Annotated in this window: 12 protein-coding genes; 4 read left to right on the top strand and 8 right to left on the bottom strand. The window is 42.3% G+C overall.

Annotated elements, in window-relative coordinates; genetic code table 11:
* Positions 1-79: 79 nt before the first annotated feature.
* The gene (locus tag OCV44_RS16575; RefSeq protein WP_139683747.1) at positions 80-997 is read left to right on the top strand and encodes a LysR family transcriptional regulator; all 918 of its coding nucleotides are present in this window, start codon (positions 80-82) and stop codon (positions 995-997) included.
* Between the two features lie 170 nt (positions 998-1,167).
* On the top strand, positions 1,168-1,416 hold the full coding sequence (locus OCV44_RS16570) for a type II toxin-antitoxin system Phd/YefM family antitoxin (protein WP_139683748.1): 249 nt from the start codon (positions 1,168-1,170) through the stop codon (positions 1,414-1,416).
* A gap of 516 nt (positions 1,417-1,932) precedes the next feature.
* On the opposite strand, the gene OCV44_RS16565 is transcribed toward OCV44_RS16570, so the two are convergent.
* On the bottom strand, positions 1,933-2,178 hold the full coding sequence (locus tag OCV44_RS16565) for a response regulator (protein ID WP_139683749.1): 246 nt from the start codon (positions 2,176-2,178) through the stop codon (positions 1,933-1,935).
* A gap of 502 nt (positions 2,179-2,680) precedes the next feature.
* Between OCV44_RS16565 and OCV44_RS16560 the strand changes: the two genes are divergently transcribed.
* Both OCV44_RS16560 and OCV44_RS16555 read left to right on the top strand, forming a co-directional pair.
* The gene (locus OCV44_RS16560; RefSeq protein ID WP_315973254.1) at positions 2,681-3,463 is read left to right on the top strand and encodes an IS4 family transposase; all 783 of its coding nucleotides are present in this window, start codon (positions 2,681-2,683) and stop codon (positions 3,461-3,463) included.
* Positions 3,464-3,541: 78 nt separating this feature from the next.
* The gene (locus OCV44_RS16555; RefSeq protein ID WP_133146392.1) at positions 3,542-4,552 is read left to right on the top strand and encodes a GlxA family transcriptional regulator; all 1,011 of its coding nucleotides are present in this window, start codon (positions 3,542-3,544) and stop codon (positions 4,550-4,552) included.
* 70 nt (positions 4,553-4,622) lie between these two features.
* Here the strand turns inward: OCV44_RS16555 and OCV44_RS16550 are convergent, their stop codons facing one another.
* The 7 genes from OCV44_RS16550 to pulA form a co-directional block, all read right to left on the bottom strand.
* Positions 4,623-5,477, bottom strand: coding sequence for a dienelactone hydrolase family protein (locus OCV44_RS16550; RefSeq protein WP_102461743.1), 855 nt, complete (start codon positions 5,475-5,477; stop codon positions 4,623-4,625).
* On the bottom strand, positions 5,477-6,661 hold the full coding sequence (locus OCV44_RS16545; protein WP_102536781.1) for an aminotransferase class I/II-fold pyridoxal phosphate-dependent enzyme: 1,185 nt from the start codon (positions 6,659-6,661) through the stop codon (positions 5,477-5,479). The genes OCV44_RS16550 and OCV44_RS16545 overlap by 1 nt, the downstream gene beginning before the upstream one ends.
* Before the next feature lie 34 nt (positions 6,662-6,695).
* A complete protein-coding gene (locus OCV44_RS16540) occupies positions 6,696-7,937 on the bottom strand; it encodes an MFS transporter (RefSeq protein WP_102461745.1) in 1,242 nt (413 codons plus the stop codon).
* Complete coding sequence (locus OCV44_RS16535; RefSeq protein ID WP_139683750.1) at positions 7,937-8,704, bottom strand: TenA family transcriptional regulator; 768 nt, start codon at positions 8,702-8,704, stop codon at positions 7,937-7,939. Before OCV44_RS16535 ends, OCV44_RS16540 begins: the two co-directional genes overlap by 1 nt.
* A 13-nt stretch (positions 8,705-8,717) precedes the next feature.
* On the bottom strand, positions 8,718-9,305 hold the full coding sequence (locus tag OCV44_RS16530; RefSeq protein ID WP_261900940.1) for a hypothetical protein: 588 nt from the start codon (positions 9,303-9,305) through the stop codon (positions 8,718-8,720).
* A gap of 474 nt (positions 9,306-9,779) precedes the next feature.
* A complete protein-coding gene (locus tag OCV44_RS16525; RefSeq protein ID WP_139683752.1) occupies positions 9,780-11,546 on the bottom strand; it encodes an alpha-amylase family protein in 1,767 nt (588 codons plus the stop codon).
* A 272-nt stretch (positions 11,547-11,818) separates the two neighbouring features.
* The gene (pulA, locus tag OCV44_RS16520) at positions 11,819-15,532 is read right to left on the bottom strand and encodes a pullulanase-type alpha-1,6-glucosidase (RefSeq protein ID WP_139683753.1); all 3,714 of its coding nucleotides are present in this window, start codon (positions 15,530-15,532) and stop codon (positions 11,819-11,821) included.
* Positions 15,533-15,739: the final 207 nt, after the last annotated feature.

Here is a 15,739-nt window from a genome sequence, read left to right as displayed (position 1 = left end):
TGCGCACTGTGTTCAGTGGTTTAATTTGTTGAATTTCTAACCTCGCATTTTGTGATCGAATGCAAACTAAGAGAATCCTATGAACAAGCTATACCGATACTTTCTGATGGTTGCGCATACTGGCAGTATTAAAGGTGCTGCGGAAAAGCTGAATATTAGCCAGCCCTCCTTGACCGCTGCGATCAAGAAATTAGAGAGTGATGTTGGTGTGGCTATTTTTACTCGTAAGTCAAAAGGCGTTGAGCTTACCGAGTACGGGTTGTTGTTTCGGGAGTTTGCACAAGAACAGCAAGAAAAGCATCTGTCGTTAATGCACCGCTTTACCGACATGCAGCAGCGCCAATCCGGTAAATTGAAGCTCGGCACTGGGGAAGCTTGGTGGGAACAATTTGTTTGCAAGGCGGTTGAGGAATACAAGCAACAAGAACAAATGGGCTCGCTACATTTAGAGTTCGGTAACAACTTGTCTTTGATGCACCACTTGGTTCAAGGCGATATCGACTTGTTTGTTGGCCATGAAATCTATGGGCTGCATGAGCGATGCAAAGTAACGTTTTACCCACTCTTTCAAGACAAAGAAGCGGTGTTTGTTCGAGCTAAACATCCATTGTTAACGAAGAAACACTTAGACCCGAGTTTGTTAAGACGTGAGATGTTGGCGTTTCCAATACTCCAAGTGACCCCCGATCACTCTCGACATAACTCTGTACTGTCTGATCACGTAAATTCACAGCCTGGCGGGCGTGATACTGAGGTGGTTGGGCGAGATGTCTATGACGTTGACTCTCTTTTTGCGAGTTTAGATATGTTGAGAATGTCTAATGCTGTCATGCCATACAGTCATAAAATGTGTGACTGGATGAAAGACAAAGGCTTCGAAACCTTACTGATTGATGACTCTAAGCTAGGAAACGTTGGTCTTTACGCGAAACAGGGAGCGGAAGACCTCAAGATTAAGACGTTCATTGAGATCTTACAAAAAGCCAACTTTGATTAAGCATTGCATGAAATACGAAACTCGTTTTGGTAAGCGTCCAGTCTTGGTTGTGCAGAGCGGTTTAAATAAAGTCTAAATTTGAACTAGTAGTCAGGTAGTTCAATACAACTATTGAATGAGTGATGGCATTTAACTAACTAAAGCAACAAATACAAACAGGGTGAGTGATTATGGACACAGCAAACGTAGAAACCGTCAGTTTCTTAAAAAAAAATGCGGCTAACTTGCCTTTAAGTGAACCACTAACGATCACGAAAAATGGAAAACCTACGTATGTAGTTGAGTCGTATGAAGACCATAAAAAACGTCAAGATGCCATTGTGCTAATGAAACTGGTTAGTTTTGCAAAAAATGATGTTGTTCAAGATCGTGTAACTTCGTCTAGAGATTTAAGAAGTCGATTAGCTGCCCGTAAGTAACAAAGGTAAATATGACTCATTAAGCAGAAATTTAATACACGGAAACATTTGAAAATTCGCTAAATGATTCGATTGATCACCTAACTCAATGGAATGATGAAAAATCAGTCATTGAAGGGATTGAGAGTCTTTTAGATGCCTTTGAAGAAAATGTGAGCCATAACCCTAACATGTACTCTAGATGTTCTGAGCTTGTAAGGTTGGGGGTCACTAGTATCAGAGAGTTCAAAAAAATCGGGTTTTAGGCTGTTTTATGAGGTGAATAATGGCACGGTTATAGGCCTAGTCTTATTAAGGAAAAAACAAGACATATCAATGGCTCTCGTTGATTATTGCATCATACATAAATAAAGTTATAGCAGAGATTTAGCTCATGTACTTATAACCCCGTTTAGTGACTTACGGGGTGTGTTTTAATTCGAGTTAAGCGGCTGTTGTTAAAAAGCTTTATGTTGTGTTCGCTTTAAAATCCCAAGGCTATCAGCCGTTATAGGAAGCCCCTTTACACCCATTCGCCTACTCTTTGGTCTGGTGACCCGTTTTCTTCGCAAACTTTTGCATAGCTTCGGCAAAGGTTGTTGCCCCACCTTTAGCTTGTACCTGTACTACCTTATACCCCAATTTTTCTAGCGCTTGGCGCTCTGCTAAAACAGTGTCATCGTCTTGCTGGCTGCCTTGTGCTGGCTGATGAAGGTAACACCCTTCGAGTTGACCATCTTCGACCAGTTGGTGGTGTTTCAGTGCATTGATATCAAAATTCATAATCAGTCTTTTCGTGTAAATGGGGAATACCTGTGGCAAAGCCCGCCAGTATCTATAATTCGATTGTTTGTACCATAAGGCATTTTAACCATAAAAAGCGAATGGAAAAACAGTAAACCAGTGGAATGTAATCGGGAGTGGTTAACCTTAGAAAGGGGATGAGGTAATTGAGATCGTGCTGGCACGTTTTTGGACATAAGCTTGTTAGAGGTTTTCCTAAATTAGTATCTCACAAATAATTTCAGGTATTGCAAACCTCCAATCAAGTGGCCAAATTAACTCATCCACTACAACTTGATGGTCGAGCCATCACAATCTTTGAACAAGTTTTTGAATATGGCCAATACAATTCACCGAAAAGTCACCAAATATTCCTAGGAAGATTCCCCCGGGCATGCCCGGGGTACTTACCGTGACAACGCTAAAGCGTTGACCAAAATTACAAACAGCTTACGCTGTAATTTTGGAATTGGCATTCATCCACGGATAAACCCGTGGTTTTCTGTATTCACAGAATAAATTACAGAGTATTTTTCCTAAAAAAATCAGTCCGATCATCGTTTCTGATGCGGGTTTTCGAAATACTTGGTTCAGACAAGTTCAGGCGAAAGGTTGGTTTTGGTTAGGTCGTGTCCGAGGTGAAGTATCAATAAAACAACCTCAAAAACCTTGGGTCTCAAATAAAACCTTTTATCCAAACGCTATCTATAAACCCAAGTATCTTGGCCACTGCTTATTAGCAAAGAGATCACCGATATCTTGTGAAGCCTATGTTTATAAAGGATTAGAAAAAGGCAGAAAAGCCCAGCGCCATAGCAGAACCAGCCAAAAACACTCCGCTACACATCTCTATCAACGCAGTGCAAAGGAGCCGTGGTTACTCGCGACCAATGCCCCTAGACATATCTTAAATGAAGTACAAATTACCAACCTGTACACCAAGCGCATGCAAATAGAAGAAGCCTTCCGAGATCTAAAGAGTACCGCCTATGGGATCGCACTTCGTCACAACAGGACTCGTTGTACTAAGCGATTGGATATCCAGCTTCTTACTGCGTTACTCGCTGAAATCTTGATGTGGTGGAATGGCCTCATTGCAGTACAAGCCAAATGGCACTTTGACTTCCAAGCCAACAGCATTAAACACCGCCGAGTTCTATCCATACTTCGTCTAGGGAGAGAGGTACGAAATCATCGGCGATATCAATTTAACGAATCCCAATATCAATGGGGAATGTTCGAATATCAAAGGCTCACGCACAATGCAGGACTAGGGAAAATATGAGGGGATCCGTCAGAGTTCCTCTATAACGGACTGAATGGAATGATAATGAGAAAATATTTATTCTTTTAAGGTAATATTTTGACAATAATTTTATGCGCTGATATGAATAGGAAAAATAATATTGGAACGAGTGTAGTGATTGAAGTAAGTACTAGAGAAACAAATACGGACATTTATTTTCTATTGACCCCTGATGCCCACCTACTCGATTTAGCGGGCCCATGCCAAGCTTTCCATGAAGCTCAAAGTCATGGCCTTAAGCTTAAGTTGCACTATGTAGGCGCTCAGCCATCTTTTTGCAGCCATCAAGGACTAACGTTATCGGGGATAAAACCACTTCCGTCAATTTTGAGTGATAACGCTATTTTGGTGGTTTGTGCATCGAGTTACCAAGATGATATTTATAGAAACCCCGAGAGTGAGAGCTGCATAAAGTGGCTGATGGAAACCCCGAAGGCATGCACAAAAATTTTGGGCATTTGCACGGGGGCGTTTTTACTTGGGTTGTCGGGTTGGTTGAATGGACGTTCTTGTACTACACACCATAAGCTAACTCAACAGCTAGCGAATAGCTTTCCGGAAACGACAGTACTACCAGATAGAATTTTTGTACAAGATGGCCAAGTATTTACAAGTGCTGGAGTGACCGCTGGTATTGATATGGCGTTACAGATTATTCAAGAAATCAAAAATACTTCTCTGTCGATGGATATTGCGCGTGAACTCGTAGTTTATCGAAGGAGAATGGCAAACGATCCGCAAATCTCTAAACAATTAGGTTTCCGAAATCATATTTCTCCTTTAGTGCATAGCTTACAAGACTACTTCCAAAGTCATTTAGGGGACAAACTAGTCCTGCTAGATGTGTCTCAAAAATTTCGTGTTTCGCTTCGCCATATGCAGCGCGAGTTTAAGAATGCTACAGGGTTAACTATTCGAGAGTATCTGGTTGAGCTTCGCTTGGAAGAAGCCAAAAACTACCTTGGAAAAGGGGAAACTATTGAAGTTGCAGCATATAAGGCTGGTTTCCCCCAAGCCAAGGCGCTTCGTAGTGCATGGAAACGGAAATACCAATCCTTGCCTCGTTAACTCTGTATTGCTTGCAGCTAAATGATTAAGTTTTAAATTAGTTATTCAAAACTTAATCATATTTAGAGCCTTACTGTAAGTGATCAATGAAAAATTGAGAGGATAATTGAGTGGAAATGAGAGTTGCTTCAGGGTTGTATTTTAATGGGACATCTCCCCCTTTACCTTGGTAAGCATAGGGGTCAAAAAAAATAGAATCTGGGCGAGGCAACTCGAAGGCATGAGTTGCATTAGCCAAACTTTTTAAAGTGACATTCGCCTTACTGTGTTCGGGTAATTGGCTTATTAAATTTTTGCAGTCTTTTGGCCCATCATATTTGTCATCTTGAGCGGATACAATCATCAGCCGTTTATGTTCGGCGACGTTTTGGAACGAGTATCCCGGCACCTTATTGTATGCCCAGCAAACGGGGTAATTTGCAACTAGCGCTTTTATTTCTGGGATCTTATCTGGCCTAGATGTCAGCATCGCAACGACACCTCCCCATGAAAAACCAATAAGCCCCAACTTATCCTCATCAATGTCTTTACGCGATTTTAGATAAGTTACGGCAGCTTCGATATCAGGAAGCGTTTCATTAACATGTTTGGGTCTTGACAATCCTCCCTCAAGTCCTCGAGCGCTCCACATATCAATTTCAAGTGTGGCAAAACCAATAGAGTTTAATGCTTTACTATATATAGTTCCGCGCTCATCTACTCCTCCTGAACCATGGACGATGATCACTGCTGGTAATAAACCGTCTACATCATTTGGCTTAGATAAACGGCCAGCTATCGTTAGTGGGATTATGCTGTTCGATTCGAACGAAACGAATGAATACTTAAAATGTTCCTCCAGTGCCCGATTTTGAACAGATGCATGGCTGCATAAAGTGGTAATTGCTGTGATAAGAACTAAAGTTTTTAATACTATTATCTTCATTATACGACTTTCCTCAACTTGTTTTCTGAACGTACTAACGACTGCTTGAGGTCATTGATGAGATCGCTCGGATTTTCTAACCCAATACATAGCCGTATTAAGCCGTCGTTAATGCCATAAGAGTGTTTTTCTTCTGGTGTATATCGTCCGTGAGTTGTAGTTGCAGGGTGTGTAACCATGGTTTTGGTGTCACCAATATTCGTACAGCGAGAAATTACGTCAAGAGAGTCAATTAACTCCCAAGCCTCAGCTTGATTAGAATACAACTGAAAACTAACTATAGGGCTATGTCCTAATTGTTGAGTTTCGATTATCTTTGACTGTTCGTGATTTTTGCTAAAAGTACTATAAACATTTTCAATCTGTGGTTGTTTAATTAACCACTCTGCCACTTTCATGGCATTTTCTACATGAAGGTGCATTCGAGCTGACAATGTATCTAACCCATGACTCAATACCCAAGCCGTGAAAGGGCTCATACAGGTGCCTGAGCTACGAAGATATTTTTTTAATGAGTATATTAAGTCTTTGTTCCCAGCAATAACGCCGCCGACAGTACGGCCTTGTCCATCGATAAATTTACCCGTTGAATGCAATACGAGATCAGCTCCATGCTCTAGTGGCCGTTGATTTACCGGAGATAGAAGGGTGTTATCAACTACAAGCAATAGCCCGTGTGTTTTAGCAAGATCGGATAGCCAAGCGATATTTGCTACTTTTAGTAATGGGTTTGTTGGTGACTCAACAAGTATCATTTTAGTGTTGGGCTTGATAGCAGTGTACCAAGCATCGTTATCATTGACCTCTATACAGTTTGCTTCAATACCAAATTCCCCAAAATATTGACGAAAAAGGTGTGTGGTTGTCCCAAAGATTCCGCTTGCCATCAGAATATGATCGCCTTGCTTTAGAAAGGTCATCGCAAGAGCTAAGTAAGCTGCCATTCCCGATGAGAAAGCCACTGCGTCTTCTGCGTTTTCCATCATTGCTAACTTTTCTTCAAAGTGGGCAACTGATGGGTTAGTAAATCGACTATATACGTTACCTTCTACTAGACCACTAAATCGGTCACTCGCTTCCTTTGCACTTGAGAAATCGTACGCTGAAGTCATGGCTATTGATGCGGCGTGTGCGTCGTCTAATGAGGGGAACTTACAGTGTATTGCTAGAGTTGAATTGTCCATTTTATTACCTTTGTATCCTATACGCACAATTTTATTAAGAAGTCAGAGCTACTTGTTGTTTAGAGTTTTCTTTAAACATGTTTGAATAATAAAAAACAAAACCTGTTCCCATTGATATCAAACATAAGCCAGCAACTACCCAGGTGATTAAATCGTAACTTTGTGTCCAATCGTAGCTTAACCCGCCTAGCCAAACAGTGCCGAAAACAAATATTTGATGCACAGTGAAAAGGCACCCAAATATTTTTCCTTTTACTTTTTCTCCATATGCTTTTAGACACATTAATGAAGTTACAATCACCGTTCCCATATAGCTTATTCCAAAAAGAATTGAAAATATTAAACACATTATAAAATCATCTGCGAATACGATGATTATTAGAGCTGTAGCTCTTATTGCATACAATAGTGATAATATTAAGGCTGGAGCTGAAAACCGAAGAATGTACCCGGTCATAAATGCTCCGATTAGCTCTGCAGCTCCTAGTATGCTTAATGATGAGGCAACGATAGTAGTGCTACTTTCTTGAGCGGTGAAACGTTCTTGAAGCAACGGAACTAGATGAACATCGAGATAAGCCATTGATGCACCACAACCTCCAAATGAAAGCGCTAACAGTAAGAATAATGGTTTTCGTAAATAATGATGCCAACGTTCAGAATCCTTACCTTTGCAATCAGGAATAATAAAATCTTTACGGGGAAATGTTCTACATAACCAAATGCTAGCCGGGAGTATAATGCCAGCGAATACCATGACGATAATCATACTGATGTCTTTCCACGCTAGAAATGTGTTGAGCCATACCCAGAATGGAGACAAAACCATAAAACCAATCGCAGTTCCATTAGTAATTGCAGCATACGCCATGCCTTTATTTTTATTTTCGAATATACGATCAACTAATAACGCTAATGGAACAAATGTCATTGCTGTTAGCGCATAAGCGGCCAATACACCAAACAAGATTAAGAATACTTCAAAATTAAATGGGAGTATCATGGCAGTATATGTAAAAACTGCAACAATAACGCCAGATAAGATGGTTAAAGCTGGGCCAATCTTGTCGCATATCCAACCAACTATTGGTGATAGGATTCCAATAGATAAGCCAAACAGAGCACTACTCAGTGAGAACATTCCTCTACCTAACCCACAAATGCTAGCAAGGTCTAGAAAGTAAACCTGGTAACTACCTTTTATTGAAGATGCCCAAAAAGTTACTAGTACGCCAACTATAATAGCGATGACCTTTTTTTGATGAGTGAACTCCATTACACCTCCAAAAGAGCAATGTCACTTTGCGAAGTTAAGCGTATTTTGTCGTAGCCAAAATGTTCGTACACACCTTGATACATTCCGTAAAATAATTGACAGGTCTTGTCTATCGCGTTTATAGCTTCCATTTGCATTTGAGGTGTAGTGCAGAGGTCGGAAAGTAGTGCTAAACCTTGTTGAACGTGACCAACATCCTCTTCTTGATGTACTGAAAAGAACAATAAATCCTCGTCCGTTAAGTTGTATACCTTGCCCAAAATATTGTGACGGGCTTGCTCTCCAACGCTTTCTAAGTTTTGACCTTCACTTGCAACAAGAACAGCAGCAGCCCCGATATGGTAAAATTTAGGGTCCTGACATGGGTTCATTCTGTAATCTATCAATGCTTGTGTTTGGGGTAACGCAACTGCTGAGTCTCGCTCTTTATCGTTAATACCAATTGCTTTTATGAAATCTTGCATAAGGACGACATGGTTTTTAGTTTTTGACAATCTTCCGGTTTCTTCTTCATACATGTTATGTAGCAGTGCGTTTTTGTGTTTTGGAATAGGGCAATAGAAGAATAGGGATTCGATATAAGTTAAAAAGTGCTTGGTAAGCTGATAGCCTTGTAATGATGTATATTTAAGTAGTTCCTTGTTTGGGTTATCTTCATCCATTAAATATTTAAATAAAGGATGTCCGAGAGTAAGGTGTTTTTCTAAAGTGTCACGCATTAAAATGCGGAAATCTTTTTTGTTTAATAAAATTTGGCCAACTGACATTGTTATATCCTTATTATTTGAATTTTTTAAACCTATCCCATAGGTCTAATGTTTTTTGTTTCATGAAATACCCATCGAAAGATTTATTTTCGTATCGGCTGTAGTCGTTTAAGACTCCATAAGTTTCAAAACCGCATCGTTGCCACATGAGGTGAGCTTTGCTTCCACCTCTGACATCTAGTGTTAATAGATCTATTCCTTGCACTAGACACTCGTGGGAAATTATGGCTAGAGTTTTTTGGAGAAATCCAAAACCACGTAAAGATGGATGGATCATTCCTTTTTGAAGGTCACAAATATGCTTTGTGGTTTGTTGATGGCTCTTTTTTAAAAAGCAGCAAATAACTACTAGTTCATCAGTTAATCCAATGAGTATTTGTAATTTCTGAGCTATGATTTCTTTTCCTAGAGAGCCTAGGTATCGTTTCGAATCTTCGTTATTGAAAGTATTATCAAAACCTAATATCGCATCATCTGATTGACTTAGTTTTAATAAATCTACAAGTTTAACTTTGTATATATCGAACTTTTCGATGTTATTAATTAATATATAATTTATTTTTTTTTGCAAAGATAGAGCCTTTCTAAATTGTAATCTCAATTAAATGTACCGTCATAATATTGAGAACATTGATATTTTGATAGGCCAACATGTGACATTTTTTGGGCAAAAAAGTGACATTAAACGGAAGAGTTATCAAATTTTTTAAATTATAAATAGATTAATAATATAGGTAAGGCGAAAACTAAAATCACAAACTAGATCGAATACAAGCAAAGAGAAGGTTTTTGTGGCGCGATCTTTACCAGTAGATTTTGACACTAAGTCAAGTGAGTTTGAGCCGCCCAACAAAGATATTAGATAAACTTAGTCAAAGAGGAACTTGTCGAAATGTTACGGGCGTATGCTCTGTCACGTAATGGGGAAAAAACAAGCTACAGCCACCCGCCATAGCTGCTTAGAGCGTGCTTTGAAAACCAATGACTGTTTGAATTTCACTTATCCGAAGACGACGTTAAGTACCGTTTCCTCTGATTTAACGCCGTCATCACCAGTTACTTTTAGAACGATTGATTAAAGGGGTAACACCCAAGCGAAAGCGGCTAGGGGGTTTAATTCTGCACTGAAGTAACCGACACCATTTTCCACATACAGAGTCTGTTGTTGGACGCCTTCAATATGTTCTTTGAGCGTATAGCTTCCGTCAGCAATGCCTAGTTTTTGAATAACCTCTGCCGTCACCTTCAACTGAATATGGTCTGTTTTGCTTTGGCTGAAGTTAGCCGCGGCGATAACCAGTTCTTGGCTATCAAAACGCAAGAAAGCATAAACTGAATCACTTAGCTGATTGGATTGGTGTAAATCTTGGTACGCTCCGGTCATCGATGAATGGTTCAATGAAAACGTCATCACTTGTTGGTAGAAGAGTCTGAGCTGCTTTTCATCATCGTTGAGCAGCCCACCATCGAACTTTCCTCCGTTCATCCATTTTTGATGTTGAGGAACACCGATGTAGTCAAATATAGACGTGCGAGAAGGTTGCCCAAAACCTGCGTTCTCCGCACCCGGTTCGCCGACTTCTTGCCCGAAGTAAATCATAGTAGGAGAGCTACTTAATAGCGCACTGACTAACATGGCGGGTTTGGCGATGTGTGGGTTACCAACAAACTCAGGAGACGCGACACGCTGCTCATCGTGGTTGTCTAAGAAGTGCATCATGTGGTGTTCGATGTCCATCATTTGATGTTGGATCTCAGGGATGATTGCCGTTGAAGCCTTACCTTGCATGATTGCTTTTAGGCCGTCGTAAAGATCGACTTTGTCATACAGGTAGTCCATTTTACCCAAGCGAATGTAATCGCGATAAAGATCCGGTTGATACACTTCCGCCATCAAAAAGGCGTCTTGATTCTTTACTTTGATTGATGAATTGAGATAGCTCCAGAATTCGACCGGCACCATTTCTGCCATATCGTAGCGAAATCCATCGACGCCTTTTCCTAACCAATATAATGCGATGTCTCGAAACTTAATCCATGAATCTGGCACATCAACGTGCTGCCAGAAATGGTAGTGGGCGAGGTGATCACGCATCGCGTAATCATCCGGTAGTTCAGGGAAGTCTTTCGAACCGTCTGGTCGCACGCCATAGTTAATCTTTACGGTTTCATACCAATCATCGAAGTTGGGTTTGCTCAAGCGCGATCCGTTGCCTGTCCATTTGGCTGGGGATTCAAGAAACGGTGAGGCTAAATTCGGGTGTTGTTCGCCACCAAGAGGAATGAACGCAGGTTCGATCTCGGGCAGTTCAAATGCGCTGTCAGGAATGTAATAGAAGTTATTGTTGCGATGATACTCAACCGTCGTGTCATCTTGATCGCCAAAGTCATGTACGCCTTCTGGGTTATTCAAGCCTTGGTAATTACGGGCAATGTGGTTAGGGACGATATCAATGATGACTTTCAAACCATTGTCATGGCTTCTTTTGATCAAGGCTTCGAATTCCTGTAAACGCTGCGCTGGGTTGTCAGCAAGATCTGGGTTTACGGAGTAGTAATCTTTGACGGCATAAGGTGAGCCAGCCCGTCCTTTCACAATGCTTGGATGATCGTCTGAGATGCCGATGTGCTTGTATTCGTTGATCACAGCATGATGTGGTACTCCGGTGTACCAAATATGAGTGATGCCGAGTTCTCTAATTTCTGTCAGCGCTTTATTGGTGAAGTCACTGAACTTGCCCACGCCATTTTGTTCAATGGTTCCCCAAGGTGTGTTCTGTGTATTCTGATTGCCGAACAAACGGGTAAAAACTTGATAGATTGAATGTTTCTTGTTGTACATACTTATATTCCATCTCGAGAAGTGGAGCTGTAGGGCTTTGTCGTTGAAGCTGTGTTAGACGTTATATTGGATATAGACGTTGTATTTGATATAGAAGTTATCGTTAGGAGGCTAGCTTAATCAGAATGCGGCTTTATCCTCCTTGGGTAAGAAAATCGGGGCGTAGTTGCTGTGGTATGTGAGCGGCTGCTCAAAAAAGGGGAGGTTAATACCTCCCCTCGCTCTTCCCCAAAAAAACAGGCTCGTCTGTGATGATTATGTGAATGTGAAGCTTATTGTTTCGTCACAGATACCACGGCTTTTTCTGCGCTGTCATTGAGTTGATGAATCGCATTCAGTGTGAATGTGTAGTTGCCGGCTTCGGTTACATTCAACTTACAGTCGCCTTCGCTGCCAATATTGATCGAGTCCTGAGCTAAGTCGACGGAGTGACAGCCAATATCCAAGATACCCCAAGTAGAACCGCCAAACTTGAAGCCATATTCACCCACAGCCAAAGCGCCAGTGACAGAGTAAACGCCGTTATCAACGAAGTTCATCGCCCAAGCGTCCGTCGGGTTCCATCCGTTCATTGCACCACGTACATAGACGGTCGTTTTGCCATATGGCGGAATCTTAGATACGTCCTTTTGTGAGTTATCAACCGATAACCCAGCACCTTGTGACGCGCCTTGAGTTTGCACAAACACTGCGGTGGTTAATGGCGGTACGGTGAAAGTCTCAGCGGAAAAGGTGGCGCCTTTGACGATGTCATCGGCAGAGTTCTTCTGAATGGTATGGAGTGTAAAGCCCGTCGCTCCCGTGATCTTGAACGATTGAGATTTACTCGTTGAGTTTACAACAACCACAATCGCATCAGCGGTAGTATCTAGGTCTTTGCCTGTGGAGATTCCGTCATCAATAGACATCACGATCAGGCCTTCGATTTGATCTTTGCCCACATTGCGGAAGTCGACACGCTTCATGACTTCTTCTGCTGTGTCTAAGCGGAACAGTTCACTTGAGCTGCGGATTTTTAACAACTCTAGGAATTGCTGCTTGGTGAGGTCAATATCCTCTTTTGCAGGCTTGGCTGTGCTGTCGGCAATGATGGTTTTGATGAGTTCCCAATTGGCACCATCTTTGTCTTCACGAGGTAAGCCAACATTCCAGTTATTGCCAGTACCATCAAACATCACACGGTTGTACCAATCGCCAGAGTCGTAAGAATCACGCTGCATCGATTTAGAACGCAACAGTTCAGAACCCATGTGTATGAACGGGATGCCTTGACCCAACATGACGGTCGAGAGCGATACCGACTGCATACGAGCTCGTTCTGCAGAGCTTGTGCCTTCGGCGATTTTGTAAGCGTTGTTATCCCAAAGAGTTTGGTTATCGTGCTTGGAAACGTAAGAGATGTTCTCTGATGGCATTTTGGTATAGCCGGCAGGTGCGCCGTTGTAGTCGACGTTTTTGCCCAGTTTGGTATCGCCTTTGTAATCCAGTAATACGTATTCGGCTAAGTTACCGGCCATGCCTAAACGCACAAGATCTTGGTTGTGTAAACGACCGTTGACTGAATCTTGATCAACTTTGGTTTCTTCGTTGGCAAACGCGGCGTTACCGAAGCCTTGGTTAAATCGAAGTGGGTGCTTACCTTCAGAATCGACACCACCATCAAATGGGCTACCGCCGCGTACTGCATCACGCAAACGGTCAGAGAAGGTGCCAATTTCGGTGCCTGCCATATTGATCTGGTTGGCTTGTTCGAAGCGAGCGTTGTTTGCTACTTCGCCAAAGTCCCAACCTTCGCCATAGAACAGGGTATTTGGGTCGATCTTGCGCACTTCTTTCAATGCTTCAACCATTACGCTTTTTGGCTGGTGGCCCATTAAGTCAAAACGAAAACCATCAACCTTATAGTCGTCAGCCCATACCTTGAGTGAGTCGACCATCAACTTACCCATCATTAGGTTTTCAGTTGCGGTGTTATCACAACACGTTGAGCTTTCCACGCCACCAGTGTTCACATTCAGGCGGTGATAATACCCAGGGACGATCTTATCCAGTACGGACTTATCGTTCACGCCAGACGCATTGGTATGGTTATATACCACGTCCATGATCAGTTTAAGATCCATTTCGTGCGCAGCTTTAACCATTTGACGGAATTCTAGAATACGTTTTGAACCGTTAGGATCTGTCGCGTAACTTCCCTCTGGAACGGTGTAATGAAATGGGTCGTAGCCCCAGTTGAAACTATCTAGCATACGCAGATCGTTCATTAGAGCTTGGGCATCGCCTGTTGAAGAGTTATAGCTGTTGAGTACGGTTTCGATGGTTTTGTTTTCATCTTCGGTGCCGCATAAAGTCGCCGTTGGTTTTACGTTACAGAGTTTGCCAACGGTGTCGGTGATATCCACGCGGCTCGCGTCATCTTCATTGATGGTAGCGATATCGAATGCAGGTAAGATATGAAGCGTAGTTAAACCGGCATCTTTCAGAGCTTTCAAGTGTTTTACTGACTCACGATCGGCTTCTGTTAGCGCTAGGTACTTGCCGTTTAAGCTTGCTGTACCTAACTTATCACTGAAGCTAAAGTCACGAAGGTGTGATTCGTACAGTACGTGGTCTTCGTCTTTCTTCACCGTTGGGCGCTTATATCCAGCCCAACCTTGTGGCATCAGTGCTGCTTCATCAAGGTCAATCACTTGAGAGTATGCTGAATTCTTCGACAAGCCGAGTGAGTATGGGTCGGTCACAAGACGAGTTTCGATATTGCCTGTGGTTGGGTGATAAACCTTCACTTGGTAGCGATAATAACTGTTCACGGCGTTAGAAATTGAATCCGTTGTCCAAATTCCTGATTCCAAGCTTTCCGTCATTGGGATCACTTTTGAACTTTGTCGGTCTTCGCTGTAGAGGACGAGTTCAACATCTTGCGCGGTAGGGGCCCAAAGCTTGAAGGTCGTCGTGTTGCCTTCCACAATCGCCCCCAGTGTTTCTCCCATTGCGTTACCCGTCTCTTTGTTGGCAAATACAGCATCAAGTACGCCGGGCTTTTGAACTTCAGTTGAAGAGATAACGTCGCCACTCGCATTATACGCAACAACAATGATCTGAGATTTCAAGATGGTCCTCAGCGTGCTGGTGTCAACATCAATTGATAAAGCGGGTAGGCTTGCTAGATGACGGAAGCGTTCTTTTAATGCAGAGGATAGCTTGCCATCTTTTTTGAGTTCAACGGCCTGCCCACCGACGATCGCCTTATCATCGTTTATCGTGATGCTGTTATCGAGTGCGTAGAACAACTTGAGAGAATCGGCACCGTCTGCTGCTTCCCAAGCGATTGTGTTTGAGTCCAACCAATGTGCCTTCTGGCCATCAATCTTAACTGGGCGTTCTGAAATCGGTTCGTAGTACAACGCGCTGCTGCCATGGAAACCGAATACAGATTGAGATTGACTCAGTTTGGTGAGATCAATTTTCGAGTTGGCGCTGCCAAACGCCTTATCGCCGCCATTATGCAAAATGAAGTTGATGCACTTATGAGGGTCAGATGCATCGGGGTCGACTTTCAATACGTAGTAGGCGCCATAGGTATCATTGATGCCCTTGAATTCATAAGGTACATCCCAGTCAGTCCCATTGCTACCTAATCCCATGCCGACTAAGTCAGTGCTCGTACAACCTTCGCCATTCCAAAGGTGAAGCCCCCAACCGTCGTAGGTCGAGGCAGAAGCGCGAGCCGCTGCAACATCTCGTTTGTAATAAATAACAACTTCGTTTTCAGCGGCTTTATATAGACTATTGCTGTCAGAGTTTGTTTTGCTCGTGTCGCTTCCACAGCCTGCTACCAAGGTCGCGGTGACGAGAGGCAATATCGCCTTGGCTAAAGATGAACGCTTGAAGCTGTTTGTTTGCGCAATATTGAAGCTCTTTGTTTTTGCAATCTTCAAGGTACTTTGTAGAATCTCGTGTTTATTGGTATTTATTTCGTTCACGTTTTGATATCCATATTTTTTACGAAGATGAATATCCTAGGCTTAACGATGCTCCACTATTTGTGACGCTTATGTATTAAGTTATTTTTAATCCGTAAAAATAGGAAACCTAGTGTCGATATCACGGATTGTGGTGGTTAACGCGCTTTTTTATTGGTTCAATAGCTCATAAAATACAGTTGGTTAGCCATAGGCGTAGAAGATAGG

Origin of the sequence: Vibrio tasmaniensis (assembly GCF_024347635.1) — a bacterium.
GTDB classification, from domain to species: Bacteria; Pseudomonadota; Gammaproteobacteria; order Enterobacterales; family Vibrionaceae; genus Vibrio; species Vibrio tasmaniensis.
The sequence above is the reverse complement of the archived record's forward strand: the minus strand, read 5'-3'. Positions and strand labels throughout refer to the sequence as shown.